The organism is Tessaracoccus coleopterorum, assembly GCF_011174705.1.
GTDB lineage: Bacteria > Actinomycetota > Actinomycetes > Propionibacteriales > Propionibacteriaceae > Arachnia > Arachnia coleopterorum.
This window is the reverse complement of the sequence record NZ_JAANIJ010000001.1, coordinates 84,506-111,075: the sequence shown is the minus strand read 5'-3', so window position 1 is coordinate 111,075 and position 26,570 is coordinate 84,506. Positions and strand designations below refer to the sequence as shown.

Sequence of the window (26,570 nt, the reverse complement as noted above, 5' to 3'; positions counted from 1 at the left end):
GGAGGTGCGGACTCTCAGGTCGCTCCAGACGGCGGTCCTCCTGACGGGTGCGGCGATGACCGGTGCCCTGTCGATGCTCGCATACCTCGTCACCGCCCAGGTCGTCAGGCCCGTGCGGAAGGCGAGCCAGGCCGCCCTGAAGCTGGCCTCCGGTGAGCTCGACCTGCGCCTCAAGGTGCGTGGCACCGACGACCTGGCGTCGCTGGCCAAGTCGATGAACCGGATGGCGGCCCAGTTGCAGCAGCGCATCCGGGAGCTCGAGACGCTCTCGACCCTGCAGCAACGGTTCGTCAGCGACGTCAGCCACGAGTTGAGGACTCCGATGACCACCATCAAGATGGCCTCCGACGTGCTCTACGAGTCGAAGGAGTCGTTCGAACCAATGGAACGCCGCTCCGTCGAGCTGATGAGCTCCGAGATCGACCGCTTCGACCTGATGCTCGCGGACCTGCTCGAGATCTCCCGGTTCGACGCGGGAGCGGCCGTCCTGGCGCTCGACGAGACCGACGTCGCCACCTTGGTACTCGCCGAGGTTGAGGTCAACCGGGGCTTTGCCGATCGGCTGGGGGTCGAACTGACCGCCGATGTTCGCACCACCGACAACAGCGCCCAGGTCGACTCGCGTCGCATCCGGCGCATCGTGCGCAACCTGCTCACCAACGCCCTCGAGCACGCGGAGGGGCGCCCGGTGCGCATCACGGTCGCCTCCGATGACGTCGCCGTCGCGGTCACCGTGCGCGACTACGGGGTGGGATTCGAGGCGGAGGACGCGGCACACGTGTTCGACCGGTTCTGGCGGGCAGACCCCAGCCGGACCCGCCTCATCGGAGGCTCCGGGCTCGGCCTGTCCATCTCGATGGAGGACGCGCGACTCCACCGCGGTTGGTTGACGGCGTGGGGGAGACCGGGCCGGGGAGCCCAGTTCCGGCTGACGCTGCCCGCCTGCCGGAGCACGAGCTGTCCGGGTCACCACTGGCCGTGATCCCCGCAGACGATGCCGCGAGGCCGAGCCGATGAGACGCGTAGTTGCGGCGGTGGCAGCGCTGGTGCTCCTCGCGGTGACGGGATGCGCCACCATTGACACGACCGGCCCGGTCGAGGAGGTCCCCTTCTCCGCGCAGCCACCCGGCATCGATGTGGCACCCGAGCCTCCGCAGGCAGGCGTCACCCCGACGCGACTCGTGGAGGGCTTCCTCCAGGCGATGGCCGACCCCGAGGGCGACTACGCCGTGGCGCGGCAGTACCTGACGGATGAGGCGAACCGGACCTGGGACCCGCACGGCGCCGTCGTCTACGAGGGCACCGTGACGGGGGACGCCGGGAGCGGGGTCCTCGACGGCACCGCCGTCGGACTTCTCGACCCGACGGGGCACTACACGGCCGTCGCGGAGAAGTTGGGGCACGACTTCGGGCTGACGCGCCAGGGCGACCAGTGGCGCATCGGGCTGCCCCCGATGGGCTGCTGCTCTCCCGGTACCTCTTCGAGCGGTACTACGCGCGGGTGCCGGTGTACTACATGAGCACCGCGGGTTCCCACGTCGTCCCCGACCTGATCCACATGCCGGAGACCCAGCTCACCCCACGAGCATCGTGGAGGCGCTCCTCGCCGGGCCGTCGCTTCCGCTCGCGCGTGCCGTCACCAACGCCATGCCATCGGGCGTGACCCTCGGAGATGAGGGCGCGGTCATCGACGCCCAAGGGGTGGTCACGGTCGACATGGTGGGTCTCAGCGCGCTGCTGGGCGACGCGGCGCGGCGTCGCATGGGTGCCCAACTGATCTGGTCGCTCTCGTCACTGCCCGGGTCACCGGCCTCGTCGTGACCAGCGCGGCGATGAACTTCCTCTTCCGGAGGCAAACGCCGAGGGTGTCCTCGAGTTGTCGACGCAGCAGGGCTACCAGGTGCTGTCGCGGGCGGTGCCCAGTTCCGAGCTCTTCGCCATCCGCGAAGGCGTGCCCGGCATCCTGACCGATGCGTTCGACCCGCTGTCCCATGGCGGGATCGCCTATGCCGACCTTGCGAGTTCCTTCGATGGCGGCACGATCGCTCTGGTCGACGAGACCCGCACCCAACTCTTCACCGGGCCACGCAACGGGCTGCTGACCGCCGTGGAGACGGGGTTGACCAACCTGCGCCGACCGCAGTTCGTGCTCGGCGTCGCGTGGGTGCTCGGAGACGACGCGACCGGACGGCCCGTGCTGCTACGCGTCCTGCGGGACACGACGACGGAACAGGTCATCCTCGACGATGAGCCGGGGGAGCGGATCGAGGGCTTCGCTGTGTCACCCACAGGCTCTCGCATCGCCCTGATCCTGGCCGGCCCCGGCGGTCGGAAGCTGGGCGTCGCCACCGTCATGTCGACGACGCCCGCCCGGGTCGTGGCGTGGCGGGAACTGGCACTGTTGAGCGGAGGAAAGAGCCCCGTCACCGACGTCACCTCGGTCGCCTGGGCCGACGAGATGTCCCTCGCCCTGATAGGCACCGCGGATGCCGACCTCTCCGTCTTCACCACCAAGGTCGACGGCTCCGGGATCCAGGACCTCTCGCCGCCCTCGGAGGAGCCGGCGAGCATCACGGCACTCGCCAGGCAGGGTGGCGGACCCATCGCCGTGCTCACAGACGGCGGCACCGTCTGGCGGTACGACGCGCGCACCAGGTGGAGCCGGATCGGCGACGACATGGACGCCATCGGCTACAGCGGCTGACCTGTGGACAGGCGGTGCACGCCCGCCCGTCGTTCCGGATGATCCGGACATGAGTTCATTCCTCGACGCGGCCGCGGACCTCCTGCTGGGTTCCGTCTGCCCCGGGTGCCACAAACCCGGGTGGAACCTCTGCACCGGGTGCGCCCTGCAGCTCGAAGGTGAGCCGGTCCGCGTCCCGCTTGCGAGTGGGTTCGAGGCCGTGGCCGCCTGCGCCTACCGGCCGGTGCTGGAGCACGTCATCCCACGCTACAAGGACGACGGTGCGCTCCAACTCGAACGCCTCCTGGCCCGACTGCTCGCCCGCTCGGTCGGTGCTGCCGGGGTGCCGGCGGACTCGATCCTGGTTCCGGTTCCCTCGCTGCCGAGGGCGGTACGGGCCCGCGGCTTCGACCATGCAGCGCGCCTGGCACGCCGTGCGGCCCGGCTCACCGGACTGCACATGCGGCCCTGGCGCGTCGGGCTGGGCGCGGGAGCGACCAGATGGGGCTGGGTCGCGCCGCACGACAGGGCAACGTCGGCGCCTCGATGCGGGCTGGATACACCGCCTCACCCGTCCTGATCGTCGACGACATCGTCACCACCGGCGCCACGCTCCGGGAGGCGCACAGGGCCCTCACCGAGGCCGGAGTCACGGTGATCGGTGCCGCCGTCGTGGCACGCGTCGACATTCGTGCGTGATAGCTACAAAGTGCTGACACTGATCCGCGGTAACGGTAGCGTTACGTCATGGAAGCGCCGCAGGTGGACCCGGGACAAGGGTTGCCTGCGGCGTTGTTCCATCCGCCAGCGGGAGAGACCTGCGGCGGGCAGTAGGGCCCACGGGCCCCATGACAGACGGAGGAAGCATGGACATCGTCGTCACCGGTCGTCGAATCACGATCAGCCCCGAACTCAAGGAACTCGTCACCGAGCGCGTGACCAGCGTCGAGCGATTGCGCGACCGCGTCATCCGCGTCGAGGTCGAATTCAGCGCATCGGACAACACGAAGGACCCGGCAGATGCCATCACCGTGCAGTTGACGCTCCGGAGCCGTGGGCCTGTCGTCCGCGCCGAGGCGAAGGCAAGTGACAAGATGGCGGCGTTCGAGCTTGCGCTCGACCGGCTCAAGGCGCAGCTCCGCAAGGCCGCCGACCGCCGCAAGACGCACCGCGGTCTCCGCGCTGCCACCGTCGCAGAGGCACAGCAGGTCGCCGAGCCCGCCGCCAACGAGGACTCGGTCGAGTCCCACACCGTCGCCGGCCTCGTGGTCACGGGCGACGGGCCGCTGGTCGTGCGTGAGAAGGAGTTCGAGGCGGAGCCGCTGACACTGGCCCAGGCGCTCGACGAGATGGAACTGGTCGGTCACGACTTCTTCCTCTACAAGGACGCCGACTCCGGTCGGCCGTCGGTGGTCTACCGTCGCAAGGCCTACAACTACGGTGTGATCCATCTCAACGTCTCCTGACGAACCGGCCAGGACGGCGCCCGCCCCGCACGGGGCGGGCGCCGTGCTGCGTGGCTTGGTGGTGGGCGTTAGGATGGCTGGCGGTACGTCGCCGTGTGAGCGGCGCAGGACAGAAGGACAACCTCGTGGGATTCATGGATTTTCTGAGCGGCCTCGGCTCCGGAGCCCAGCTCCGCAAGCTCCAGAAGGTGGCCGATCAGGTCAACTCCATCGAGGAGGAGTTCCAGGCGATGACCGACGCCGAGCTCCGCGCCGAGACGGACAACTTCCGAAAGCGCATCGAGGACGGCGAGTCGCTCGACCTGATCATGCCGGAGGCCTTCGCCACCGTCCGCGAGGCATCGGTGCGTGTCCTCGGGAAGCGGCACTTCGACGTGCAGATGATGGGTGGGGCTGCCCTGCACTGGGGCAACATCGCCGAGATGAAGACCGGTGAGGGAAAGACCCTCGTCGGAACGCTGCCCGCCTACCTGAACGCGCTGAGCGGCAAGGGCGTGCACGTCGTCACCACCAACGACTACCTGGCGAAGTACCAGTCGGAGCAGATGGGCCGCATCCACCACTTCCTCGGGCTCGAGGTCGGTGCGATCCTCGCCGAGATGACCCCGACCAGCGCCGCGTCGCCTACGCCTGCGACATCATCTACGGCACGAACAACGAGTTCGGCTTCGACTACCTCCGCGACAACATGGCGCTCCGCAAGGACGACATGGTGCAGCGCGGCCACCACTACGCGATCGTCGATGAGGTCGACTCGATCCTCGTGGATGAGGCCCGCACCCGCTGATCATTTCCGGCCCGCCGAGGACAACCACGAGTGGTACCCGGTGTTCGCGCGCATCGTCCGGACCCTCAGCCGCGACCGCGACTACGAGGTCGACGAGAAGAAGCGCACCATCGCGGTGCTCGCCCCGGCATCGAGAAGGTTGAGGACCGCCTCGGCATCGACAACCTCTACGAGTCGGCCAACACGCCCCTGATCTCCTACCTGAACAACGCCATCAAGGCGAAGGAACTGTTCAAGCGGGACAAGGACTATGTCCTCGCCTCCGGTGAGGTTCTCATCGTCGACGAGCACACAGGCCGCACCCTGGCCGGACGCCGCTACAACGAGGGCCTGCACCAGGCCCTCGAGGCCAAGGAAGGGGTCCAGATCAAGGACGAGTACCAGACCCTGGCCACCATCACGCTGCAGAACTACTTCCGCATGTACGACAAGCTCGCGGCATGACCGGCACGGCGAAGACCGAGGAGGCGGAGTTCCAGAAGATCTACGGCCTCGGCGTCATCCCGATCCCGACCAACCGTCCCATGGTGCGCGTCGATCAGGCCGACCTCATCTACCGCACGCAGGAGGCGAAGTACGACGCGATCGTCGAAGACGTCGCCGACCGGCACGCCAAGGGCCAGCCGATCCTGATCGGCACCGCCTCGGTCGAGAAGTCGGAACTGCTGTCCGGGATGCTCAAGAAGGCCAACGTCCCCACCAGGTGCTGAACGCCAAGCACCACGAGTCGGAGGCGGGGATCGTCGCGGAGGCGGGCCGGAAGGGCGCCGTCACCGTGTCGACCAACATGGCCGGCCGTGGCACCGACATCATGCTCGGCGGCAACCCCGAGTTCCTCGCCGATCTGCAGCTGCGCAAGTCGGGCCTCGACCCGGCCGAGACGCCGGACGAGTACGAGGCGGCGTGGGGCGCGGCCCTGCACGCCCTCGAGGAACAGACCAGGGCCGAGCACGATGAGGTCGTCGAGACCGGCGGCCTGTACGTGATCGGCTCGGAGCGCCACGAGTCGCGTCGCATCGACAACCAGCTGCGTGGCCGTTCCGGCCGTCAGGGGATCCGGGTGAGTCCCGGTTCTACCTGTCGCTCAGCGATGACCTGATGCGCCTGTTCCGCCCCGAACTGCTGGAGCGCGCCCTGCTCATGATGAAGGTGCCCGACGACGTCCCGATCGACATGAAGTCGGTCTCCAAGTCGATCGAGGGTGCCCAGAAGCAGGTCGAGTCGCAGAACTTCGAGATGCGCAAGAACGTCCTCAAGTACGACGACGTGATGAACCGTCAGCGTCACACCATCTACGGTGACCGCCGCAAGGTGATCGACGGCGTCGACGTGTCGGAGCAGCTCCGTGCGGCCTGTGACCGGGTTGTCGGCGAGGTTGTCCGAACCCATACCCAGAGCATCCACGAGGACTGGGACCTGGAAACCATGTTCACCGAGTTGAAGACGCTGTACCCGGTGTCGATCAAGCTGGAGGACATCGAGGACGACCTGCCCCAGCAGGAGGAACTCGTGGAGATGTTCCTGGCCGACGCCGCGGCGGCCTACGACGCCCGCGAGGAGCAGCTGGGCAGCGACACCATGCGCGAGCTCGAGCGCCAGGTGCTGTTGACCGTCCTCGACCGCAAGTGGCGCGAGCACCTCTACGAGATGGACTATCTCCGCGAGGGCATCGGGCTTCGTGCCATGGCGCAGCGCGACCCGCTGGTCGAGTACCAGCGCGAGGGCGGTGACATGTTCAACGCCATGATGGACGCCTTCATGGAGGAGGTCATCGGCTACCTGTTCAACCTGGAGGTCAAGCCCCGCCCGGCCGAGCCCGAGCTCAAGGTCGGCCTTGTCACCGACGACGAGGGCACGCCCTCGATGTGGCGGGCATGACCGGAGCCGTGGAGACCACGGACGAGGAACCTGAGGAGGCCACGCCGACGGTCCTGGCCAAGGGCCTCGAGCGCAAGGGGAGCAGCGGCTGAGCTACTCGGCCCCCGATGAGAGCGGCGAGGCGGTTCGTAGCGGCGGCCAGACGGCCTCGTCGGTCGAGAAGGTCGGGCGCAACCAGCCGTGCCCCTGCGGATCGGGCAAGAAATACAAGCTCTGCCACGGTCGCCCGGGTCGGCTGCCTGAGGCGCGATTGTGGGGCGGTGCCCGGCTGTGGCCGGGTGCCGCCCCTTCTGACTCCCGGCCCGCCTCATCGCCGGTTCGGGAGCAGCACGTAGAGGTCGGTGCAACGCCAGAAGCTCTCCGCGGCGTCCAGCCGGATCACGCAGGTGAGCCATCTCGACGCCTCCGCAAGGCGGACGCTCGCCTCCACCGCCCGCAGCGTGGGCATCTGGGTGCGGAGCCCGGCGATCCGGGTGTGGCGGAAGCCCCACCGTCGACGTAGTGGACGAGTTGGTGGAACGCCGGCACCTCCAGGTGCGGGCGGAGCTGGTGCAGCGGCCGCCGCCCCATCATGGCCTCGACGACCGCGGAGATCAGCACCAGGGCCTGCGGGGGAGGCGGTTCCGCAGGAGCGTCAGGGATGGCGGTGCGGCGGATCTGGACCTGCGGGGAATGGTGAGTTGTGTCATGGGCCGACGCTAGGCAGCGGGTCGCGGCCGGTGAACGGCCCGGGCCCCACCTGACAACACGTGGGCGTCGCGGACAACACCCTCCACACCGCGGACAACACCTCCCGTCCCGCATGTGCCTCGCGGGAGCTTTGGTCGGTGCGGGCCACTAGGCTGGGTCGCGTGAATCGTCAACTGGTTTTCGTTCCCATCGCCGAGGAAGAGTCAGCGGTACTCGGAGGCGCCCCGCTCGCGATGCCACGCCCCGCCTACACGGTGACCCGGAACTGCTCGAGGAGCTCGGCTACGACGGGGCCGCGTCCGAGGACGCCGAGTACGCTGCGCTCGTGCTCGCCTCGGTCGCCGGGTTGGCTGTCCACGGCATCCGACTGGTGGTTGTCGCGGAGGTCGACGACACGCTCATCTCTGCCGGAGACGACCCGGCAACGGGCAGGTGCTGCTGGCCGAGCTCCCGACCCGCTCCATCACGGCCTGGTTTGCGGACGAGCCGGGCACCGACACCGCAGACGCGGCGGCCATCAGCAAGGGCCTGACCATCGACCAGGTGTGGGAGACCGATCAGGTGCAGGAGTTGCTCAACAACCACGACCTGCTCTGGAACGACGTCGTCGAGTACCGGCGGCAGTAAGGGAGGCACCATCATGCCCCGATCCATCTGGAAGGGGACGATATCCTTCGGGCTCGTCTCCATCCCGTGAGGCTCTACGGCGCCAGCGAAGACAAGGACGTCAGCTTCCGACAGGTGCACTCGTCCGACGGTGGCCGGATCCGGTACCAGAGGGTGTGCGAGGTGTGCGGCGAGGTCGTGCAGTTCGCCGACATCGCGAAGGGCTTCGAGGCCTCGGACGGCAGGATGGCGGTGCTCGAGGACGAGGACTTCGCTAACCTGCCGCTCTCGACGCTGAAGACGGTCGACGTGGTCCAGTTCGTCGACGAGGTCGAGATCGATCCCACCTTCTTCCAGAAGACCTACTTCCTGGAGGCCGAGACCCTGGGCCAGAAGCCGTACGTGCTGCTGCGCGACGCGCTCGCCCGGGAGAACAAGGTCGCGGTGGTGAAGGTGGCGCTCCGCAGCCGGGAATCGCTCGCCCTGATCCGGGCACGGGACGACCTGCTCCTGATGCACACCATGTACTGGCCGGACGAGTTGCGCGATGGGGGCTTCGCCGCACCCCGGCGGAGATCTCCGTCTCCGAGGCCGAGATCGAGATGGCAAAGCTGCTGATCGGGCAGTTGGAGGGTACGTTCGATCCCGACGCCTACAGCGACTCCTACCGGGAGGCTCTGCTGCAGGTCGTCGAGGCGAAGCTGGCAGGTGCCGCCATGCCCGAGTCGGCCGACACCTCGGCACCGGTCGGGGACGTGGTCGACCTGATGGCCGCGCTCAAGGCATCCGTCGAGGCCGCGAAGCAGCGTCGTGAGGCTGCTGCCGCCGCAAAGGCCGGCTGATGCGCCCCACCACGATCTCGTTCCACGAAGAGGACGAGGCCGACCAGACCCGCGCGGCACTCGAGGCCGCCGGGCACCGGGTCGAGGCGGAGCGCGAACGCTTCCTGGGGAGGACGATGACGAGGAGGTGGTGTTCCTCCTCCTCACCGACGCTTCACCCGACGTCGCCCGCAAGCTTGTTGCGGGCGACGGGTTCGTGGTGTCCTAGCGGTCAGCGGGCCAACCAGTCGGTGGCCCTGCGCTCAAGGCCGCGAAGGCGTCGGTGATGAAGGGCTCCACCTGGGTCTCCACCTTCTTGCCGACGAGCGGGATGCGGACCCTCAGGTCGCCGGCGTAGTGCCCTTGGTCTGGGTGCCGGAGGGGTGGAGCTCGGCGGTGGCGTTGACCTCCACCGGCATCCCGGGCACGTCCACCTCCACCGAGCCGGGTACAACGCCGTCCTGGCGGGCCTCGGCGAAGCGGAAGATCATGTTGATCTGGATGGCCTCACCCACGAACTTGCGGAGGCTGGACGGGACCGGGAGCTTCATGCCCAGCGTCGCGTGGTCGTCGGTCACCTCCACGTCATGGGACACGGCGCCGGCATGGTTGGCGACGTCCTCGAGGAAGTCCTTTGTTCGCATCAGGGCGACGACCCGCTGCGGGTCCGCGTCATAGGTGTGGGCGTAGTCAAGCTTCATGGCACCCAAGGGTAGCGGTGAGGGGTGAACAACCCGGAGGGTAGCCGTGGGGGTTGAACAACCCGGCTCAGCGCTTCCCCTCGGCCGCCTTCTCGCTCAGCACCGAACGGTGCGTCTCACGCTCGCGCACCAGCCACTCCGGCGGGCCGCCAGCAGTTCACCGATCTCGTCGGCGGTGAGGGCATCGGTCACGCCCGCCGGGCGAGACCGGAACGGGACACGCCGAGCTTCTGCGCCACCACGTCGCGCGGGAACGGCCCGTTGCGGCGCAGGTCCACCAGCCACGCGGGCGGGTTGTCGCGCAGTTCGTCGAGCTCCTCACGGGTGTGCGGGGACTCCCGGAACTCGGCTGGGGCGGCGGGCAGGAAGATGCCCAGCTTCGCCGCGGCGGTCATCGGCTTCAGCTTCTGGCTCATGGTCGCAGCCTACGGGTAGCCTCACCGGTGTGACGAATCTCCGCATCGGGAAGGTGCCAGGCGTGACGCTCACCAAGTGGGAGCGGATCTGGGGCGAGCGGTTCCCAGGCGTGCCCATGCAGGTGGTCGACGTCGACGAGGCCGGCCAGCGCCATGCCCTTGTCTCGGGCAGCGTCGACATGTGTTTCAGCCGGCTGCCCCTCGACAGGGAGGGCCTGCACGCCATCCCTCTCTACGACGAGCTCCCCGTCGCCTGGTTGTCGAAGGACCATGTGCTGGCCGAGCTGGACGAACTCTCGACGGCCGACCTCGCCGACGAGAACGTGCTGTACGCCTCCGACCAGGCAAGCATCGACCTGGCCAGCTACTCCGCCGCCGTGCTGCGGGTGCCCATGTCGGTGGCCAGGAACGGGTCGCGCCGCGACATGGTCTACCGCCTCGTCACCGACGCCGAACCCACCTCCGTCGTGCTCGCGTGGCTACGCGATGACGAGAACCCACTGCTGGAGGAGTTCATCGGCGTCGTGCGGGGCCGCACCGTCAACAGCTCCCGGACACAGGCGCAACGCCCCGGGGCCCGGGCCCGGAGACGGGAGCCGGGAAACAGCGGCCCGGCCCGAAGGCCCGGCCGGCAGGCAGCGGCCCGCTCCGAAGGGAAGGCGGGGAGGCCGTCACCACTGATCCGCCGTCGTTGGACCACCCGGGGCCCGGGTCCGTTCCACACAACCGCCGCATGCGTCGGCGTGGTCCCCACTAGGATGTGCGCATGAGGATCGACCTGCACACACACTCGCGCGTGTCGGACGGCACGGACACGCCGACGAGCCTTGTGCTGAAGGCACAGGAGGCCGGGCTCGACGTCGTGGCCCTCACCGACCATGACTCCTTCGGGGCATCACGGAGGCCATGGAGGCGGGCAAGCGCACGGGGGTGAAGGTGCTCTGCGGCATCGAGCTCTCGACCGAGCACAACGGGCACTCCGTCCACCTGCTCGGCTACGGCTGCGACCCGTTCGACCGGGCCCTGAACGAGGAGCTCGGCCGGATCCGGTTCGGCCGCACCGACCGCCTGCCCGCCATGATCGAGCAGCTCAGCGCCGCGGGCGTGCCCATCACGATCGAGGACGTGATGGAGGCCGCGGGCGGTGCCCCGGCCGTCGGGCGCCCACATGTCGCCGACGCGATGGTCGCGAAGGGATACGTCGCCGACCGGGACGAGGCGTTCCGCACCTGGCTCGCCGAGGGTATGCCGGGCTACGTGCACCGCTACGCTGTCGCGCTGGAGCGTGGAATCGACCTGGTGCACGCCGCGAAGGGCGTCGCCGTGATCGCCCACCCCTGGGGCAGGGGCAACCGTGATGTGTTGCCCGCACCGTATCTGGAGGAACTGATCCGTTCCCATGATCTCGAGGGGATCGAGGTTGACCATCCCGACCACGACGAGGACACCCGGTCGCTGCTGTTCGAGATGGGCGCCCGCCTCGGCCTCGTCCGCACGGGTTCCAGCGACTACCACGGCCTCGGGAAGAAGAACCACCCGCTTGGGGCGAACCTGACGCGGCCCTCCGCCTACCGCGATCTGATCGGTCGGATCCGGCATCGCGGGGCGTCGTCTGAGCGGGCTCCCGGTGGGAGTCGGCTAGGGTAGGGGACGCACAAAAACACCCCCAGAGACAAGGTTCACTCGATGTCGCTCGACCAGGGCTTGCAAGACGCCGAGGCCTCGCTGGCCCGCTCCACTGAGCGCAGCCGCGAGATCGAGGCGGAGATCGCCAAGGATCCCACCAGGTTCCGCATCCTGACGGGCGATCGGCCCACCGGTCATCTGCACATCGGGCACTACTTCGGTTCGCTGCAGAACCGCGTCCGGCTCGCGGGCATGGGAATCGACACGATGATCCTGATCGCCGACTACCAGGTGATCACCGACCGCGACGGCGTCGGCCCCATCCGCGAGCGCGTCTACTCCCTGCTGACCGACTACCTCGCGGTCGGGCTCGATCCACAGAAGGTGAACTTCTTCACCCACTCCTCGATCCCTGCCCTGAACCAGCTGATGCTGCCGTTCCTGTCGGTGGTCACCGATGCGGAGCTCCGCCGCAACCCGACGGTCAAGTCCGAGCTGGACGACACAGGTGGCCGCCCCATGTCGGGTCTCATGCTCACCTACCCGGTCCATCAGGCTGCCGACATCCTGTTCTGCAAGGCCAACCTCGTCCCGGTCGGCAAGGACCAGCTGCCGCACCTCGAGCAGGCGCGCGTCATCGCCCGCCGCTTCGATGAGCGCTACGGCCGCGCCACTCCTGAGGCCCGGTGTTCCCCGAACCCGACGCCCTCCTCAGCGCCTCCGGCACCGTGCTCGGCCTTGACGGCCAGAAGATGAGCAAGTCGAAGGGCAACACCATCGAACTGCGGATGACGGCGGACGAGACGGCAAAGCTGATCAAGCGCGCCGTCACCGATTCCGACCGGCACATCACCTACGACCCGGCCAACCGCCCCGAGGTCTCCAACCTGGTCAACCTCGCCGCCCTCACCCAGGACCGCACGCCCGCGGATGTGGCCGCGGAACTCGGCGACGCCGGCGGCGGAGGCCTGAAGAAGATGGTCACCGAGTCGCTCAACGAGTACTTCGCCCCGATGCGGGCACGCCGGGCCGAGCTCGAGGCCGATCCTGGCTACCTGGAGCAGGTGCTTGCCGACGGCAACGCCCGGGCGAACGCGATCGCCGAGCAGACCCTCTCCGAGGTCCGCGCGGCGATGCAGATGGTCTACTGAAGTCCCAAGGACGAAGAAGCGGCCGCACCCGTGGAGGGTGCGGCCGCTTCCGGCTCTCACGGGCCGCTCAGCTGGCGTCCTCGGACTTCACCTCGACACCGTTGACCATGCGGCGACGGCGACGGCGAGGCTTGGCCGGGGCATCGGTCGCGACCTTGGCCGCGGAGTGGTCACCGGAGGACTGGGTGGTCCGGTGCGAGCGGCGCCGACGGCCACCGCCCTCGGAGCCGGCCTGGGCACCGGACGCGGAACGCGACGGGCGCTCGGCACGCTCCTTCGCGACCGCACCGGGGAGCCTGCCCTGGTGCCCTCGGGGATGTCGAGGTCGGTGAACAGGTCCGCAGAGGTCGAGTACATCTCCTTCGGCTCACCCTTGTGAAGCTCCAGAGCCTGGTCGATCAGCTTCCAGCGGTGCAGATCCGACCAGTCGACGAGGGTGACGGCGACGCCGGAGTTCCCGGCGCGGCCGGTGCGACCGATCCGGTGCACGTAGGTCGCGTCGGTGTCAGGGCACTCGTAGTTGACCACGTGGCTCACCCGGTGATGTCGATGCCACGGGCGGCGACGTCGGTGGCCACCAGCACGCTGATGGTGCCGGCACGGAACTTCTTGAGCGCGCGCTCGCGGGCCTGCTGATTCAGGTCACCGTGCAGCGCCCGGCGGCGAAGCCACGGTCGACCAGGTCGTCCATGAGCCGCTGGGCGGCCCGCTTGGTGCGGGTGAACACCATCACCTTGGTGGTCTGTCTGCCCTGCAGAAGCCGCGCGATGATCTCCGGCTTGTCGAGGTCGTGCGCCTGGTAGACGAACTGCTCGATGTCCGGCACGGTCATCTGGGCATCGTGGCCCTCCGCGCGGATGTTGATGGGCTTGTTCAGCGTGGCGCGGGCAAGCGTCAGGATCGGCGCGGGCATGGTCGCCGAGAACAGCATGGTCTGCCGGTCGGACGGCGTCTTCCGCAGGATGCGTTCGATGTCGGGCAGAAAGCCCAGGTCGAGCATCTCGTCGGCCTCGTCGAGCACGAGCACCTGCACGCTGCTCAGGTCGAGCGCTCCGCGGTCGGCGAGATCGAGCAGGCGGCCGGGGTGCCGACCGCGATGTCGATGCCGGATTCGAGGGTGTTCAACTGATCGTCGTAGCCGGTGCCGCCGTAGATGGTCAGCACCCGCATCTTCAGGTGCTTCCCGGCCACATCCATGTCGCGGCCGACCTGGAGCGCCAGCTCACGGGTGGGGCACACGACAAGCGCGCGCGGCTTGCCGTGCGAGGGCTTGACGCCCTCGGAGATGGTGACCATGCGGTGCAGCAGGCTGACGCCGAAGGCCAGGGTCTTACCGGTGCCGGTACGGGCCTGGCCGATCAGGTCGCTCCCGCCCAGGGCCAGCGGAATGGCCAGCGCCTGGATCGGGAACGGGTGGACGATGCCGGCCTCAGCCAGCGCCGACGTGATGGATTCGTGGACGCCAAGGTCGGCGAAAGTATCGTCGACCGCAATCTCGTTGTCGCTCAGGGTCAAACCTTCAGTCAAAGGAACTCACGACGCGCGTAGGCGCGGTCGGAGACGGGCGTTTGGTGCCCGAACGACCCCAGTCTAACGCAGGCGTCCCCTCCGGTGGCTCAGACCGTACCGAACCCGACGGCGCGGGCCGCCGGGGCACCGAGGTCGACGTAGCCGATCTTCGCGGCGGGGATCAGGATCCGCCGGCCCTTTTCATCGGTCAGGTCGACGAGTCCGGACTCCGAGAGGGCCTGGCGGACCTGGTCCACGACCTGGTCGGGCGTGGCGGTGGTTTCGATGGCGACTTCGCGCGGGGTGTCTGTGATGCCGAACTTGACTTCCATGTCCGCAACTCTAGCGACTCGGCAAAGCCACTCAGAGTTCGATCCGCACCACCACGACGGTGATGTTGTCCCGCCCGCCCTGCCCGTTGGCCCATCCGACCAGCGCCTCCGCCACCGCGGCAGGTGCCACCTGGGTGGCGACGGTACGTGTGAACAGCGCGGACATCTCTTCGGGCGAGCTGGCGTAGTTCCAGAGTCCGTCGGTGCAGAGCAGCAGCCACCCGTTGGAGCGGGGGAGGTGCGTGATGACGGACGGGGTGACGTTCGTCGCGCTGCGGCCGAGCCACTTCGTGATGGCGTGGGCCTGGCTGGACTTCTCCGCGTCGTCCCGGGACATGCCGAGCATGATGCGGGCCTGCGCCATGGAGTCGTCGGTGGAGAGCAGGTGGCAGGAGCCGTCATCGCCGAGCCAGTAGGCACGCGAGTCGCCGACGTTGCCGACGGCTATGGTGCCGCCGTCGATGCTGGCCGCGATCAGGGTGCAGGCGGAGGGCTCGTCGCGGGCGTCGAGCACGGCCCGGTTGGCGGCCTCGAAGGCGTGCACGAACGCCAGGTTGGTGGCCTGTCCGCGCAGGCGGGCGCCGATCAGCTGCTCGACGACCGTCTCCGCGGCCACCAGCGAGGCGACCTCGGAACCCTGGGCCGTGGTCACGCCGTCCGCAACGGCAAGTATCGCCGTGTGGCCCGACGCGTCGCGCACGGCGAGGCACATCGCGTCCTGGTTGGTGTGGTGGCGCAGCCCCGTGTCGCTGCAGCCCGCCACCCAGGCGGCGGGCACGCGCACGTAGTGCGAACGATCAGAGCGGTCGGCTCGCATCGGCTGGGTCACTCCCGTCTCGGTGGATCGTGGGTCATCTTGTCAGGTCAGCGGGTCGGGCAGCGGTGGGCTCTCAGTGGTGGGCTGTTGCGCCGCCCACAGGTCACCGTACCTGGCGATCCTGGCGAGGGCCTCGGAGGGGAGGTCCGCAGCACCGTGTCGGGGCGCAGCGCGGCCACCTCCTCCCAGGTCAGGGGAGTGGCGACCGAAGGCGCCTCGAGGCCCCGAACCGAGTACGCGGTCACCGTGTTGCGCGCGGCCAGGTTCTGGGCGAAGTCGACGAAGATCAGCCCGCTGCGCGCCTCGCGGCTCATGGTGGCGATGAACAGCTTCGGGTTGGCCGCGCTCAGGTACCGCGCGAGCGACAGCGCGAACGCATAGACCTGGGAAGCGGGCGTCGGAGCGATCGGGACGCTCAGCTGCATCCCCTTGTTGCCCGACGTCTTCGGGAACGCCTCGAGACCCACCTCGGCGAGCACGGTAGCGGTGATGATCGCGCCGCGCGCGGAGTCGGCAGGGTGATCCCGGGCCCTGCGTCGAGGTCGATCATCAGCGTCGTCGCACGTGGCTCGTGATCGCCGTCAAGGATGACACCCTGCCCGCCGACGGAGGCGTCGGAGCCCCTCCACTGTGGAGTGTGCAGCTCGACGGCGGCGAGGTTCGCCAGCCAGGCCAGGGTCGCACGGTCGTCGGCGACCACGTAGCTGACGGTCCCGGCTGATGTCGCCACGTCCATCGTCGACACCCAGTCGGGGTGCCGGCCGGGCGTTCTTCTCGAAGAAGGACTGGTTGCCGGTTCCGTTCGGGAAGCGGACGCGGGTGATGGCGCGGTCGCGGAGGTGGGGAGCATCGCGTCGGCGACCTCGACGTAGTACGAGATGAGCTCGCCCTTGGTGAACCCGTTGGGGAACAGGGGCTTGTCGAGGTTGCTGAGCGTCAGGGCGACGCCATCGACCTCGGTGGCGATCCTCTCGGACATGTGCGGCTCCTCACGCGTCCAGCTGCGGCGTGCATCCGCGCGGACGATCGGGTCACGTCGCGGTGCGGCAAGCATGCCACGGGCGCGGATGAAAATGTCGGTTGATGGTGGTTGCATGGACGCCATGAGCTTCCGGATCGCCCCCGCCCGCCGTCGCCCCTTCCGGGCCTGACGGACGAGCAGGCGGCGGCCACCGATCCACGACCGGGGTGACGGTGGTCCTCGGCGGGCCGGGCACCGGGAAGACGCTGGTGGTCACCGAGGCCGCGGCAGCAAGGGTCCTCGCCGGCAGCTCCCTGGAACGGGTCATCGTGCTCGCGCACTCCCGCACCGCCGCCCAACAGTTGCGCCGCGACATCATGAGGCGGCTGCCGCGGGCCCAGACCTCCGCGCAGGTCACCACGGTGCACGGACTGTCGCTCGGGCTGCTCAGCCGCTACCGGCCGCACGAGGACAGTCCCTGGCGCCTGCTGCGCGCCCCGAGCAGGAGTCCAGGATCCGTGAGCTGCTCGAGGGTGTCCCCGTGGATGCCTGGCCCGAGGAGGTGCGGCTGGCCCTCGGTACCCGCGCGTTCGCACGGCAGTTGCGTGAGGTGCTGGCACGCGCGCGCCAGTTCTCGCTGGACTCCGAGGGCCTCGCCGCCCTGGCCGGTGACGCCGGGGATCCACTGTTCGCCTCGGTGGCCGCGTTCATGGAGGGCTACCTCACCGTCGGCGACTTCTCCGGCACCCTCGACTACTCCGAGCTGGTGTACCGGACCAGGCTCCTGCTGACGGAGCGGGGGTGGCCGACGGGGTGCGTGCAGCCTTCGACGCGGTGATCGTCGATGACGCGCACGAGTCCGACTCCGCCCAGGTCGGCCTCATCGGCGATCTGGCCCGCGCCGGGCTGCCGGTGCTGGCAGTGGGTGATCCGCACCAGCGGATCGGCGGTTACCGCGGTGCCAGCCCGAGCGCGCTCGCGGACATCGCCGAGCTGCCGGGGCCCGCGTGGTCACCCTGACGACGGGGTTCCGTAACAGCCGGGCTGTCGCGGCCGCGTTGGCCGACCTCGACTCCCGGCTCGACCGACGGGGTGCGGCTGCCTCCCCGGCGCCGACGGGCGTCGAGGGCGTTGTGCGGGCCAGGATCTTCGACGACACGTCCGCGGAGCTCGCGCACCTGGCGGCCGACCTCAGGCACGCCGTCACGCACGACGGGTGCACCTGGTCCGATCTCGTGGTCGTGACCCGCGCGGGACGTACCCAACTGAGCCTCGTCGCGAAGGAGCTCGTCCGGCTCGGCGTGCCCGTGGAGGTGTCCGGCGACGAGATAGCGATCGCCGAACAGCCGGCGGTCGGCACCCTGCTGCTGGCTCTCCAGGTCGCCGCCGACGGCGCCCGGCCCGAGGCGGACCAGGCACGTCTTCTGCTGTCTTCGCCGCTGTGCGGGCTCGACGGTGTAGCGCAGCGGAAGTTGGCACGGGCACTTCTCGGCAGGCACCAGGCCCTCGGCAGCTCGACGCTGCTCCTCGGGCGGTGCCTCGCCGAGCCGGTGCTCCTGGAGGGGATCGAGCTACCCGAGGCGGAGCGGGCAGCCGCCCTCGCCGCGCTGCTGCGGCGGGTCGCCGCGATGTTGGAGGGCGGAGCGGAGGTACAGGTCGCGTTGTGGGAGCTGTGGGACGCCACCGGCTGGCCTGAACAGCTCCGTGTGCAGGCACTGCACGGCTCGCGACGTGCCAACGCAGACCTGGACGCCATCGTCGAGATGTTCGATCTGGCAGAACGGGGCGACGAGCTGCGCGGTTCGGCCGGAGCACGCACCTTCCTGACGGAGGTCGCGGGTCAGGAGATCCCGGCCGACACCGGCCGCGAGCTGACCGCGGAGGGCCGCGGGGTGCGCGTCATGACGGCGCACCGCACCAAGGGCTGGAGTTCGAGCGCGTCTTTGTCATCGGGGTGCAGGAGGGCCTGTGGCCGCGGCTGACCCGGGCGGGCCTGCTGCTCGACGCCGAGCGGATCGAGGGCGACCATCTGGCCCCACCCGGCCTGGGGTCGCAGCTCGTGCCGGAGCGCCAACTGTTCTACGTGGCCTGCTCCCGGGCCCGTTCGGTGCTGTCCGTCAGCGCGGTCCAGGGCGTCGACGGCGAGGGTGGCCGCGCTTCCCGCTTCCTCGGCGAACTGGGGGTGCCGGTCGAGCGGGTCCACGGCAGGCCCCAGAAGCTGCTCTCGACCGCGGCCTTGGTCGGCGAGCTGCGCCGCACCATCGAGGACGAGTCCGCCTCTCCCGGGCTGCGGCGCGCCGCTGCCCTGCGGTTGGCCCGGCTGTCCGGGGTGCGGGCCCCGGACGGATCTGCGGGCTTCCCGGGCGCCGACCCGGCAGGGTGGTGGGGCACCGCCGAGCCCAGCTCGGGAGTGCGACCCCGGCCGGGCCGATCGCCATCACCGGCAGCTCGCTGGAGGCCCTGCTCGAGTGTCCCCGCCGCTGGTTCCTCTCGAGGAAGGCGAGGCCGAGGGTGGGAGACAGTCACGCGCCTCCGTCGGCGACATCGTCCACGTGATCGCCAGGCAGGCGGCCGAGGAGGGCCTCGGCGCCGACGAGATGCGTTCCCGCCTCGACATGGTGTGGGAGCAGATCCCGTTCGAGGCGGAGTGGCTGTCAGTGACGGAGCGGGCCGAGATCGACGAGGCGCTGGACCGGTTCGCGGCGTACCACGGCACCGCCGACGTGGTCGCCGTCGAACGCGAGTTCACCGTCCCCCTGCGGATCGAGGACCGCGAGGTGGTGCTCGTCGGCACCGTCGACCGGCTCGAGCGCGACGGCGACGGGAGGCTGCGCGTGGTCGACCTGAAGACGGGCAGGAGGATCCTCAGGGAACCCGATGTCGTGGACAACGCGCAGCTCGGCATCTACCAGCTGGCCGCGAGCCTCGGCGCATTCGAGGAGGTCGCGCCGGGGAGAGGCGGGTCGCTCCCCCGCCCTTGCCTTCGTACGTGGCGGGACGGCGCTGCCCACGGTGGTGTCCCAGCCGTCGATCGACGACTCCCCGCAGCTGAAGGGCGAGGCGCTGGCCGTCGGACCGACGTGGGTGCATGACCGGATCGCGTCGGCCGTCGACATCATCCGGTCGGGCCGCTACGACGCGGCCGAGTGCAACTCGTGCCGGTTCTGCCAGTTCGCCACCTCCTGCCCGGTGAGCAACCAGACCGGAAGGAGGGCGGCCCGATGACGCTGCATCCCATCCGACGGCGCATGCTGGAGACCCCGGCCAGCTTGTCGACGCCCTTCAGATCCCTTCTCCGACGAGCAGCTCGAGGCCATCACGGCCCGCTTGAGCCCGCAGTCATCATCGCCGGCGCGGGCAGCGGTAAGACCACCGTCATGGCGGCCCGCGTCGTCTGGCTGGTCGGTACCCGACAGGTGAGCCCCGAACAGGTGCTCGGGCTGACCTTCACGCGCAAGGCCGCAGCCGAGCTCGCGGAGCGGGTCGCCACGGCGCTCGAGCGTGCCGGGGTCCTCACGGGGCCGACGGCGACGGGCCGAGCTCGTGATGACCTACGACTCGTTCGCTGCCCGCCTCGTGAGCGAGTTCGGGCTCCGGATCGGCATTGAGCGTGATCCGGTGATGGTCACCGGTGCAGCCCGGTTCCGGCTCGCGACCCGGGTGGTGGCCGACGCCCCGGGCCCGTTCCACAAGATCAGCCGGCTGAGCCACCACTCGATCCCCGAACGGATCCTGGCCCTCGACGCCGAGATGCAGTCACACCTCGTCGAACCGCACCAGGTGGTGGAGGCCACCCTGCGCGCCGCAGACGCGTTCCGGGAGGCGCCCCTTTACCGCGGACAGGTGATGGCCGACGTCCGCGGCGCCCTCGCCGCGGGCGATGAGCGGCTCGAGTTGCTCGATCTGGTGGGCAGATACCAGGAGCTCAAGCAGAAGCTGGGGTGGTCGAGTTCGCCGATCAGCTGCGGGAGGCCGTGCGTCTGGTCACCGAGGTTCCTGCCGTCGGCGTCGAGCTGCGGCAACGGTTCTCTGTGGTGCTGCTCGACGAGTACCAGGACACCTCCGCCGCCCAGGCGCGGCTGCTGCGGGAGTTGTTCACCGGGCCCCGGCTTCCGATGCGATGGGTTTTCCCGTCACCGCGGTCGGCGACCCGTACCAGGCCATCTACGGGTGGCGCGGGGCAGCAGCCGCGAACATCCTCGAGTTCCCCTACCACTTCCGACGAAGCGACGGCGCACCCGCCGAGCGGCAGACCCTCAGCATCAACCGGCGCAGCGGGCAGCGGATCCTCGACGTCGGTAACCAGTTGGCCGCGGGCTCCAGGCGGCCCCGGGGAGAAGGGGTCTCCCTGGTGGCGCCGCCCGGGCACGGCCCGGGTCCCTGGCGGCCGCCGCGTTCGACACCTTCCGCGACGAGGTCGACTGGCTCGTCGAGTTCATCGTCGACCGGCACGCGGCGGGGTCGGATGGGCAGATCAGGCGGTTCTCGTGCGGCGCAACGCCCTGCTCGCCCCCTGTTCGAGGCGCTGCGCGACCGTGACGTGCCCGTCGAGATCGTGGGCCTGGGAGGCCTGCTCGGACTGCCGGAGATCGCGCCCATCGTGTCGACCCTGCGGGTACTGGACGACGTGGCCGCCAACCCGGATGTGGCCGCGCTTCTGAGCGGGCCGCGGTGGGCCCTGGGCCTGTCCGATCTCGAGGCTCTCGGCGCGCGGGCGAGGGAACTTGCCGGTGGGGTACGTCGGCTGAGGGCAGCGGGGCCGATCCGCTGCTGGTCGCCGTCACGCAGGCCGATCCCGGGGAGACGCTGTGCCTCCTGGACGCCGTCGCTGATCCGGGGAGGTTCCACTCACCGATGAGGCGCGACGCAGGCTCGCCCGCTTCCACCGTGAGGTCACCGAGCTGCGCAGGCACGCCGCGGAACCGGTCGCCGACCTTGTGACGAGGTCATCTCCACCCTGGGCCTCGAGGCTGAGTTGATCGCGGGCAACCGGGACACGGGCCAGGTCGCCCGGTTCGTGGCGGAGGTGGCGAGCTACACCGACGTCGACGGTGACGGCACCCTCACCGGCCTGCTCGCCTACCTGGATGCCGAGGAGGACTTCGGCGAAGGCCTGATGCAGGCGGTGCCGAGCGAGGACGATTCGGTGAAGTTGATGACGGTGCATCGCGCAAAGGGCCTCGAGTGGGACACGGTCTACCTGCCGAGCCTCGTCGACAAGGTGTTCCCGTCGGATGCCCGCACCGGAGTGTGGCCGTCGAAGGCGCAGTCGATGCCGGCCCCGCTGCGGGGCGATGCCTCCGCCGTCCCACAACTCGGAGCACACACGAAGGACGGGCTCGGTCGGTACCGCGACGCGCTGAAGGCGGATCACCGGCTGTCCGAGGACCGGCTGGCCTACGTGGCCGCCACCAGGCCAAGCAGCTGCTGGTGGCCTCGTCCCACGTCTGGACGCCGGGCAACATCCGGCCGCGCGCCGAGTCGCCCTATTTCACTGTGATGCGCGGTGCCGCAGAGGAGGCCCGCACGTTCCTCGACGCCACCACCGGTGGGCTCGACAGCAACCCGGTGCCGAGCGAGCCGATCCGGCTCGCCTGGCCGACGGGCCTCTCGCCCGAGGTGCTGGCGCTGAGGCCGAGGCGGTCGCCATGGTTCGCGAGGCAGCGGCGGTGCCCGTCGCCGACAGCGATGCGTGGCCTGGCAGTCGGGCACCACCAACGAGACGGAGGCCGCCCAGGTCGCGGCGTGGGACGAGAGCGCCCGGCACCTCACCGACCTGCTCGCGCGCCGTCGTGACCGGGCGGTCGGGCTGCCCGATGGGTTGTCCGCGACCGCCCTGATGGCGCTGCGCAACGATCCGGACAAGTTCGCCGCGAGCCTGCTGCGTCGGATGCCGCGCCGTCCGTCGATGGAGGCGCGCATCGGGACCCGCTTCCACGCCTGGCTACAGGAACGCTTCGAGCTTCCGGCCGGCCTCGACGAGCTGGTGGCCGGCCATCGGCACCGACCGACGAACTGGCGCAGCTGATCGCCGCCTTCGAGGCGGGACGGTTTGCCGACCTGTCGCCGATCGGCGTCGAGGTGCCGTTCCTGATGCGCCGCGGCGGACACGTGCTGCGTGGCCGCATCGACGCCGTCTATGCCTGGAACCGCGACGGGCTCGACTACCTGGTGGTCGACTGGAAGACGTCCGACCACAGGGCGGATGCGCTCCAGTTGGCGGTGTACCGTCAGGCGTGGGCCGAGGCACGCGGGGTCGATCCGGAACGGGTGGGCGCAGCGTTCTACCACGTCATGGCGGACCAGCTCCGGGTGGTCGCCGCGCCGGCCTCCCTGATCGACGCGGCGCTGAGGAGTGGAGGCGGATGGTGAGCCACTGGTCGGGGCCCTCGTCTCTGGACCGGGTCCCGGGGGCACGCGAAGCCGGCGAACTGGACAAGGCCTGGCGCTCGGCCCTTGTGCTCCGCATCGACGGAGACGGGAGGGTCGCCTCCGACGGTGGACGGCCGAAGGCGACCCCTGCGGCAGGCGTCCGAGGGCCGCAGGACATCTATCTCGGTGTCTTCGGTGACCGACCGTGGTTCGCCCGGCCCGTCGCCCGGCTCGACGGCGAGTCCATCTCGTGGCGTGAGGCGCCACCCCAGGCCTACGACCCGCTGGCGGCTGCGGTGTTCCTGGCCCGCTGGAACGCGCAGGCCCCGCCTGCGAACGGTGCGGTGCCCGCACCGATCCCGACCAGGGCGGCGTGCGTAGGGTGTGCTCCCGGTGCGGCGCGCTGTCGTTCGCGCGGATCGACCCGTGCGTCATCGTCGCCATCACCGATCCCGACGACCGGCTGCTGCTGGCCCGCAACGTCGCCTGGCCGGAACAGCGGGTGTCGATCATCGCCGGGTTCATCGAGGCGGGGGAGTCCGTCGAGCAGGCGGTGTACCGGGAGGTGGCCGAGGAGGTCGGGTCACGCTCGGGTCGCTCGGCTACGTGAGCAGCCAGCCGTGGCCGATGCCGAGGTCGCTCATGCTGGGTTTCGAGGCGCGCGCCGTCGACGATCGCATCATGGTTGACGGCGATGAGATCCTACGGGCCGCCTACTACTCACGGCCCGAGCTCACGGAGGCCGTCGAATCCGGTGGGCTGATCCTGCCTGGAGGGGCCTCCATCGCACGACAGCTGATCGACCGCTGGCTCGGCCGGCTCTGATCGACGCGCCCGGTCCGGGTTCACGCGTCACGAGCTCCCGTCTGGACCACCCGGAAAAATCGGCCACTGACCGATTCTGGTCGGTCTGTCTGGAAATGGTGGCCACTGACCCCGACCTCCCTCGGGGCTCGGGTCCATCCTGCTTGGAGTCTTCCGGACAGAGACGGCTACTGGCCGATTTTGCGGGCCGCCTCGTCTGGGTGGTCGCGGGTCAGTGGCCGGAACTTTCACCCTGACCGATCCGAATCGGCTACTGGCCGATTTTGCGGGCCGCCTCGTCAGGGTGGTCGCGGGTCAGTGGCCGGAACTTTCACCCTGACCGATCAGAATCGGCTACTGGCCGATTTTGCCAGGCCTCTCCCGGACGGGGACCCGGACGAGGACGGAGGACGGGAGGACGGGGCGAGACGGCGGCGGGATCGTCAGCCGGTGGCCGTTGCCACCGCGATCCCGCCGCCGTCATCATGGTTATGAACCTGTTCCACCGGGGCGTAGGAGCCCCTCACCTCAGCCTGGGCTCAGTTGGCCCTGAGCCTGCTCGTCTCGTCCTGGATCTTTGCCGCGACCTCATTCAGCTTCTCGCGGTGGGCCGCAGCATGGTGTGCGCAGAACATGAGTTCGCCTCCGGAGCGGAGGAAGACCCGCAGGTAGGCCTGGGCCCCGCAGCGGTCACAACGATCGGTGGCGGTAAGGGTCGGGTCGATAGCGAGTTCAGTCATCATGTCCTCCCGGGTCTCGTGTATCTCGTCTCTCCATTGTCCAACGTACCGGGGCCGTTCAATGTTCCCACCCACCACCGGCGCGTTTCGTTGGCCTGCTAACCGCCGGGGCCGGGTAGCCTGTACCGGTGCAGACGACGGGCAAGCAGCAACATTCGCGAGACTACGAGGCGAAGAACCTTCTCGTCCTGGAAGGGCTCGAGGCCGTGCGGAAGCGGCCCGCCATGTACATCGGCTCCACCGACACCCGCGGCCTCATGCACTGCCTCTGGGAGATCATCGACAACTCCGTCGACGAGGCCCTCGCGGGCTTCGGTGACCAGATCGACATCGTGCTCGGCGGCGACGGCTCCATCGAGGTCCACGACCACGCACGCGGGATCCCCGTCGACACCGAGCCCGCACCGGCCTGTCCGGCGTCGAGGTGGTCTTCACGAAGCTCCACGCCGGCGGCAAGTTCGGCAACTCCTCGTACAACGCCACCGGCGGCCTCCACGGCGTCGGTGCCTCCGTCGTCAACGCGCTGAGCTCCCGGATGGACGTCCAGGTGGACCGCAATTCGGCGACCTGGGAGATGAGCTTCAGACGGGGCGTCCCGGGGTGTTCGACGGCGATGGCCCCGATGCGCCCTTCACGCCGCAGAGCGGGCTCCGCAAGGTCGGCCGCGTGGCCAAGGCCAAGACCGGCACGCGCGTACGCTACTGGCCCGACCGGCAGATCTTCCTCGCCGACGCCGGCCTCTCCATCACCCAGCTCCACGACCGGGCCGCCAGACCTCGTTCCTCGTCCCCGGGCTGCGGCTCGATGTGACCGATGCGCGCGACGGTGCGTCCGAGCCCGAGTCGTTCGTCCACGCGGGCGGCATCACCGAGTTCGCCGACTTCCTCGCCGCCGATGCCCGCTCACCGAGGTGATCCGGCTGAAGGGACCGACTCGTTCGTCGAGACCGTCCCGATGCTGGACGACGCGGGCGCCATGACCGCCACCGACGTCGAGCGCGACCTGGACGTCGACATCGCCGTGCGCTGGGCACCGGTTACGACTCCACCGTGAAGTCGTTCGTGAACATCATCGCCACTCCCAAGGGCGGCACCCATGTGAGCGGCTTCGACCGCGGCCTCACGCGCGCCTTCGTGAAGTCGTTCGAGGGCACCCGCGGCCTGCTCAAGGCCGGTGAGGAGATCGTCAAGGACGACTGCGTCGAGGGTCTGACGGCGGTCGTGACCGTCCGGCTCGCCGAGCCGCAGTTCGAGGGCCAGACGAAGGAGGTGCTCGGCACGCCCCGGTGCAGCGCCTCGTCGCCCGCATCGTCGAGAGCGAGCTGGGCGCGTTCCTCTCAGCCCGAAGACCCGCCAGGTGGCGCGTCAGCTGCAGGAGAAGGTGGTCGCCGCCTCCCGCACCCGGGTCCAGGCCCGTGCCCACAAGGAGAACCAGCGGCGCAAGAATGCACTCGAGTCCTCGACCCTTCCCCGAAGCTGAAGGACTGCCGCTCCAACAACGTCGACCTCACCGAACTGTTCATCGTGGAGGGAGACTCGGCGCTCGGCACCGCCAATGTCGCCCGCAACTCCGAGTTCCAGGCTCTCCTGCCGATCAGGGCAAGATCCTCAACGTGCAGAAGGCCTCGGTGGGCGACATGCTGAAGAACGCCGAGTGTGCCTCGATCATCCAGGTGGTGGGCGCCGGTTCGGGCCGCACCTTCGACCCGGAGAACGCCCGCTACGGCAAGGTGATCTTCATGGCCGACGCCGACTCCGACGGCGCACACATCCGGTGCCTGCTCGCGACGCTCTTCTTCCGCTACATGCGCCCCTCGTGGAGGCAGGACGCGTCTACTCGGCCGTGCCGCCGCTGCACCGCTTCGAGCTGATCCAGCCGAAGCGCGGCCTCGAGAAGTACATCTACACGTATTCGGATGCCGAGTACCAGCGCAAGCTCGCCGAGCTCACCAAGCGGGCCAGAAGTTCAAGGAACCGCAGCGTTACAAGGGCCTCGGCGAGATGGACGCCGACCAGTTGGCCGACACCACGATGAGCCCGAGGCACCGCACGCTGCGCAGGCTCACCGTCGACGACGCCGCCAACGCCGAGCGGGTGTTCGAGATGCTGATGGGCAACGACGTCGCTCCCGCAAGGAGTTCATCATCGAGGGCGCCTACGCGCTCGAGGCCGACCGCATCGACGCCTGAGCGGGCCGACGTCCTTCACCGG

At 69.4% G+C, this 26,570-nt stretch carries 32 protein-coding genes and 10 pseudogenes; 31 read left to right on the top strand and 11 right to left on the bottom strand.

The window, feature by feature from the left end:
* Positions 1-4 precede the first annotated feature (4 nt).
* The 8 genes and pseudogenes from mtrB to secA form a co-directional block, all read left to right on the top strand.
* Positions 5-982, top strand: a complete 978-nt coding sequence (mtrB, locus tag G7085_RS00765; protein ID WP_197509658.1) for an MtrAB system histidine kinase MtrB — start codon at positions 5-7, stop codon at positions 980-982.
* Positions 983-1,013: 31 nt separating this feature from the next.
* Positions 1,014-1,520, top strand: coding sequence for a hypothetical protein (locus tag G7085_RS00760; RefSeq protein WP_197509657.1), 507 nt, complete (start codon positions 1,014-1,016; stop codon positions 1,518-1,520).
* A gap of 61 nt (positions 1,521-1,581) precedes the next feature.
* Positions 1,582-1,821 (top strand): annotated as a pseudogene (locus tag G7085_RS00755) (GerMN domain-containing protein); the annotation flags it as partial.
* 55 nt (positions 1,822-1,876) lie between these two features.
* Positions 1,877-2,704 carry an LpqB family beta-propeller domain-containing protein gene (locus G7085_RS00750; RefSeq protein WP_197509655.1) on the top strand — a complete coding sequence of 276 codons (828 nt, stop codon included), beginning with the start codon at positions 1,877-1,879 and terminating at the stop codon, positions 2,702-2,704.
* A 49-nt stretch (positions 2,705-2,753) separates the two neighbouring features.
* A complete protein-coding gene (locus tag G7085_RS00745; RefSeq protein WP_197509654.1) occupies positions 2,754-3,263 on the top strand; it encodes a ComF family protein in 510 nt (169 codons plus the stop codon).
* Positions 3,230-3,382: a ComF family protein gene (locus tag G7085_RS00740; RefSeq protein ID WP_197509653.1), complete on the top strand. Its 153-nt coding sequence runs from the start codon at positions 3,230-3,232 to the stop codon at positions 3,380-3,382. Before G7085_RS00745 ends, G7085_RS00740 begins: the two co-directional genes overlap by 34 nt.
* 167 nt (positions 3,383-3,549) lie before the next feature.
* Complete coding sequence (gene hpf / locus G7085_RS00735; protein WP_197509652.1) at positions 3,550-4,149, top strand: ribosome hibernation-promoting factor, HPF/YfiA family; 600 nt, start codon at positions 3,550-3,552, stop codon at positions 4,147-4,149.
* A gap of 125 nt (positions 4,150-4,274) precedes the next feature.
* Positions 4,275-7,040: pseudogene (secA, locus tag G7085_RS00730) on the top strand (preprotein translocase subunit SecA); the annotation flags it as partial.
* 81 nt (positions 7,041-7,121) lie between these two features.
* On the opposite strand, the gene G7085_RS23020 reads toward secA, so the two are convergent.
* Positions 7,122-7,283 carry an Rv3235 family protein gene (locus tag G7085_RS23020; protein WP_331715895.1) on the bottom strand — a complete coding sequence of 54 codons (162 nt, stop codon included), beginning with the start codon at positions 7,281-7,283 and terminating at the stop codon, positions 7,122-7,124.
* Positions 7,284-7,936: 653 nt separating this feature from the next.
* Here G7085_RS23020 and G7085_RS00720 point away from each other — a divergent pair.
* The 4 genes from G7085_RS00720 (at position 7,937) to G7085_RS00705 (ending at position 9,218) form a co-directional block, all read left to right on the top strand.
* Entirely contained in the window at positions 7,937-8,131 is a 195-nt protein-coding gene (locus tag G7085_RS00720; RefSeq protein ID WP_197509651.1) for a hypothetical protein, read from the top strand.
* Between the two features lie 66 nt (positions 8,132-8,197).
* The gene (gene ku, locus G7085_RS00715; protein ID WP_197509650.1) at positions 8,198-8,728 is read left to right on the top strand and encodes a non-homologous end joining protein Ku; all 531 of its coding nucleotides are present in this window, start codon (positions 8,198-8,200) and stop codon (positions 8,726-8,728) included.
* Entirely contained in the window at positions 8,713-8,952 is a 240-nt protein-coding gene (locus G7085_RS00710) for a Ku family protein (RefSeq protein WP_197509649.1), read from the top strand. Before ku ends, G7085_RS00710 begins: the two co-directional genes overlap by 16 nt.
* Positions 8,952-9,218 (top strand): hypothetical protein, encoded by a 267-nt coding sequence (locus G7085_RS00705; RefSeq protein WP_197509648.1) that lies wholly within the window; start codon positions 8,952-8,954, stop codon positions 9,216-9,218. The genes G7085_RS00710 and G7085_RS00705 overlap by 1 nt, the downstream gene beginning before the upstream one ends.
* Before the next feature lie 54 nt (positions 9,219-9,272).
* On the opposite strand, the gene G7085_RS00700 is transcribed toward G7085_RS00705, so the two are convergent.
* Both G7085_RS00700 and G7085_RS00695 read right to left on the bottom strand, forming a co-directional pair.
* Positions 9,273-9,632: a DUF2505 family protein gene (locus G7085_RS00700; RefSeq protein ID WP_197509647.1), complete on the bottom strand. Its 360-nt coding sequence runs from the start codon at positions 9,630-9,632 to the stop codon at positions 9,273-9,275.
* Between the two features lie 188 nt (positions 9,633-9,820).
* Positions 9,821-10,048 (bottom strand): DUF5997 family protein, encoded by a 228-nt coding sequence (locus tag G7085_RS00695; protein ID WP_197509646.1) that lies wholly within the window; start codon positions 10,046-10,048, stop codon positions 9,821-9,823.
* 62 nt (positions 10,049-10,110) lie between these two features.
* On the opposite strand from G7085_RS00695, the gene G7085_RS00690 reads away from it, so the two are divergent.
* From G7085_RS00690 to trpS, 3 genes and pseudogenes are all read left to right on the top strand, one after another.
* Entirely contained in the window at positions 10,111-10,818 is a 708-nt protein-coding gene (locus tag G7085_RS00690; protein ID WP_197509645.1) for a LysR substrate-binding domain-containing protein, read from the top strand.
* Positions 10,815-11,695 (top strand): annotated as a pseudogene (locus G7085_RS00685) (PHP domain-containing protein). The gene G7085_RS00690 and the pseudogene G7085_RS00685 overlap by 4 nt, the downstream one beginning before the upstream one ends.
* A gap of 39 nt (positions 11,696-11,734) precedes the next feature.
* Positions 11,735-12,825: pseudogene (gene trpS / locus G7085_RS00680) on the top strand (tryptophan--tRNA ligase).
* Between the two features lie 87 nt (positions 12,826-12,912).
* Here trpS and G7085_RS33670 read toward each other — a convergent pair.
* The 6 genes and pseudogenes from G7085_RS33670 to ligD (G7085_RS00655) all read right to left on the bottom strand — a co-directional run bounded on the left by G7085_RS33670 (position 12,913) and on the right by ligD (G7085_RS00655) (position 16,462).
* A pseudogene (locus G7085_RS33670) lies at positions 12,913-13,466 on the bottom strand (helicase-related protein).
* A pseudogene (locus G7085_RS33665) lies at positions 13,463-14,340 on the bottom strand (DEAD/DEAH box helicase). The pseudogenes G7085_RS33670 and G7085_RS33665 overlap by 4 nt, the downstream one beginning before the upstream one ends.
* Positions 14,341-14,441: 101 nt before the next feature.
* Positions 14,442-14,666, bottom strand: a complete 225-nt coding sequence (locus tag G7085_RS00670) for a DUF3107 domain-containing protein (RefSeq protein ID WP_197509644.1) — start codon at positions 14,664-14,666, stop codon at positions 14,442-14,444.
* Between the two features lie 31 nt (positions 14,667-14,697).
* Positions 14,698-15,495 (bottom strand): PP2C family protein-serine/threonine phosphatase, encoded by a 798-nt coding sequence (locus tag G7085_RS00665; RefSeq protein WP_331715387.1) that lies wholly within the window; start codon positions 15,493-15,495, stop codon positions 14,698-14,700.
* 35 nt (positions 15,496-15,530) lie between these two features.
* Complete coding sequence (gene ligD / locus G7085_RS00660; RefSeq protein ID WP_331715894.1) at positions 15,531-15,950, bottom strand: non-homologous end-joining DNA ligase LigD; 420 nt, start codon at positions 15,948-15,950, stop codon at positions 15,531-15,533.
* The gene (ligD, locus tag G7085_RS00655; RefSeq protein WP_197509641.1) at positions 15,899-16,462 is read right to left on the bottom strand and encodes a non-homologous end-joining DNA ligase LigD; all 564 of its coding nucleotides are present in this window, start codon (positions 16,460-16,462) and stop codon (positions 15,899-15,901) included. The genes ligD (G7085_RS00660) and ligD (G7085_RS00655) overlap by 52 nt, the downstream gene beginning before the upstream one ends.
* Before the next feature lie 209 nt (positions 16,463-16,671).
* Between ligD (G7085_RS00655) and G7085_RS33660 the strand changes: the two are divergent.
* From G7085_RS33660 to G7085_RS33655, 5 genes and pseudogenes are all read left to right on the top strand, one after another.
* Positions 16,672-16,902, top strand: a pseudogene (locus G7085_RS33660) (UvrD-helicase domain-containing protein); the annotation flags it as partial.
* Positions 16,903-17,006: 104 nt separating this feature from the next.
* A complete protein-coding gene (locus G7085_RS23015) occupies positions 17,007-17,282 on the top strand; it encodes a hypothetical protein (RefSeq protein WP_231979089.1) in 276 nt (91 codons plus the stop codon).
* Positions 17,279-17,464, top strand: coding sequence for a UvrD-helicase domain-containing protein (locus G7085_RS00645; protein ID WP_331715386.1), 186 nt, complete (start codon positions 17,279-17,281; stop codon positions 17,462-17,464). The genes G7085_RS23015 and G7085_RS00645 overlap by 4 nt, the downstream gene beginning before the upstream one ends.
* On the top strand, positions 17,452-18,426 hold the full coding sequence (locus tag G7085_RS00640; protein WP_197509638.1) for a DEAD/DEAH box helicase: 975 nt from the start codon (positions 17,452-17,454) through the stop codon (positions 18,424-18,426). Before G7085_RS00645 ends, G7085_RS00640 begins: the two co-directional genes overlap by 13 nt.
* Positions 18,399-18,515 (top strand): annotated as a pseudogene (locus G7085_RS33655) (hypothetical protein); the annotation flags it as partial. The gene G7085_RS00640 and the pseudogene G7085_RS33655, both read left to right, overlap by 28 nt.
* A gap of 8 nt (positions 18,516-18,523) precedes the next feature.
* Here the strand turns inward: G7085_RS33655 and G7085_RS00630 are convergent.
* Entirely contained in the window at positions 18,524-18,835 is a 312-nt protein-coding gene (locus G7085_RS00630; protein WP_197509637.1) for a hypothetical protein, read from the bottom strand.
* 77 nt (positions 18,836-18,912) lie between these two features.
* Here G7085_RS00630 and G7085_RS00625 point away from each other — a divergent pair, with 77 nt between their 5' ends.
* The 10 genes and pseudogenes from G7085_RS00625 (at position 18,913) to G7085_RS00580 (ending at position 23,641) form a co-directional block, all read left to right on the top strand.
* On the top strand, positions 18,913-19,536 hold the full coding sequence (locus G7085_RS00625) for a RecB family exonuclease (protein ID WP_331715385.1): 624 nt from the start codon (positions 18,913-18,915) through the stop codon (positions 19,534-19,536).
* Positions 19,529-19,669, top strand: coding sequence for a hypothetical protein (locus G7085_RS00620; RefSeq protein WP_197509635.1), 141 nt, complete (start codon positions 19,529-19,531; stop codon positions 19,667-19,669). The genes G7085_RS00625 and G7085_RS00620 overlap by 8 nt, the downstream gene beginning before the upstream one ends.
* A complete protein-coding gene (locus G7085_RS00615; RefSeq protein WP_197509634.1) occupies positions 19,666-20,052 on the top strand; it encodes a UvrD-helicase domain-containing protein in 387 nt (128 codons plus the stop codon). The genes G7085_RS00620 and G7085_RS00615 overlap by 4 nt, the downstream gene beginning before the upstream one ends.
* 333 nt (positions 20,053-20,385) lie before the next feature.
* Positions 20,386-20,490: pseudogene (locus G7085_RS33650) on the top strand (hypothetical protein); the annotation flags it as partial.
* 74 nt (positions 20,491-20,564) lie between these two features.
* The gene (locus G7085_RS00605) at positions 20,565-21,302 is read left to right on the top strand and encodes a UvrD-helicase domain-containing protein (protein ID WP_231979088.1); all 738 of its coding nucleotides are present in this window, start codon (positions 20,565-20,567) and stop codon (positions 21,300-21,302) included.
* 117 nt (positions 21,303-21,419) lie between these two features.
* Positions 21,420-21,944: a 3'-5' exonuclease gene (locus tag G7085_RS00600; RefSeq protein ID WP_197509632.1), complete on the top strand. Its 525-nt coding sequence runs from the start codon at positions 21,420-21,422 to the stop codon at positions 21,942-21,944.
* A gap of 192 nt (positions 21,945-22,136) precedes the next feature.
* Complete coding sequence (locus tag G7085_RS00595) at positions 22,137-22,472, top strand: hypothetical protein (protein ID WP_197509631.1); 336 nt, start codon at positions 22,137-22,139, stop codon at positions 22,470-22,472.
* Complete coding sequence (locus G7085_RS00590; RefSeq protein WP_197512678.1) at positions 22,385-22,816, top strand: PD-(D/E)XK nuclease family protein; 432 nt, start codon at positions 22,385-22,387, stop codon at positions 22,814-22,816. The genes G7085_RS00595 and G7085_RS00590 overlap by 88 nt, the downstream gene beginning before the upstream one ends.
* A gap of 373 nt (positions 22,817-23,189) precedes the next feature.
* Positions 23,190-23,426: an NUDIX domain-containing protein gene (locus G7085_RS23010; protein WP_197509630.1), complete on the top strand. Its 237-nt coding sequence runs from the start codon at positions 23,190-23,192 to the stop codon at positions 23,424-23,426.
* Positions 23,423-23,641, top strand: a complete 219-nt coding sequence (locus tag G7085_RS00580; protein ID WP_197509629.1) for an NAD(+) diphosphatase — start codon at positions 23,423-23,425, stop codon at positions 23,639-23,641. The genes G7085_RS23010 and G7085_RS00580 overlap by 4 nt, the downstream gene beginning before the upstream one ends.
* Before the next feature lie 518 nt (positions 23,642-24,159).
* Here the strand turns inward: G7085_RS00580 and G7085_RS00575 are convergent.
* Positions 24,160-24,363 carry a DUF7455 domain-containing protein gene (locus tag G7085_RS00575; protein WP_408647006.1) on the bottom strand — a complete coding sequence of 68 codons (204 nt, stop codon included), beginning with the start codon at positions 24,361-24,363 and terminating at the stop codon, positions 24,160-24,162.
* A gap of 125 nt (positions 24,364-24,488) precedes the next feature.
* Here G7085_RS00575 and G7085_RS00570 point away from each other — a divergent pair.
* Positions 24,489-26,548: pseudogene (locus G7085_RS00570) on the top strand (DNA gyrase/topoisomerase IV subunit B).
* The last annotated feature ends 22 nt before the right edge of the window (positions 26,549-26,570 follow it).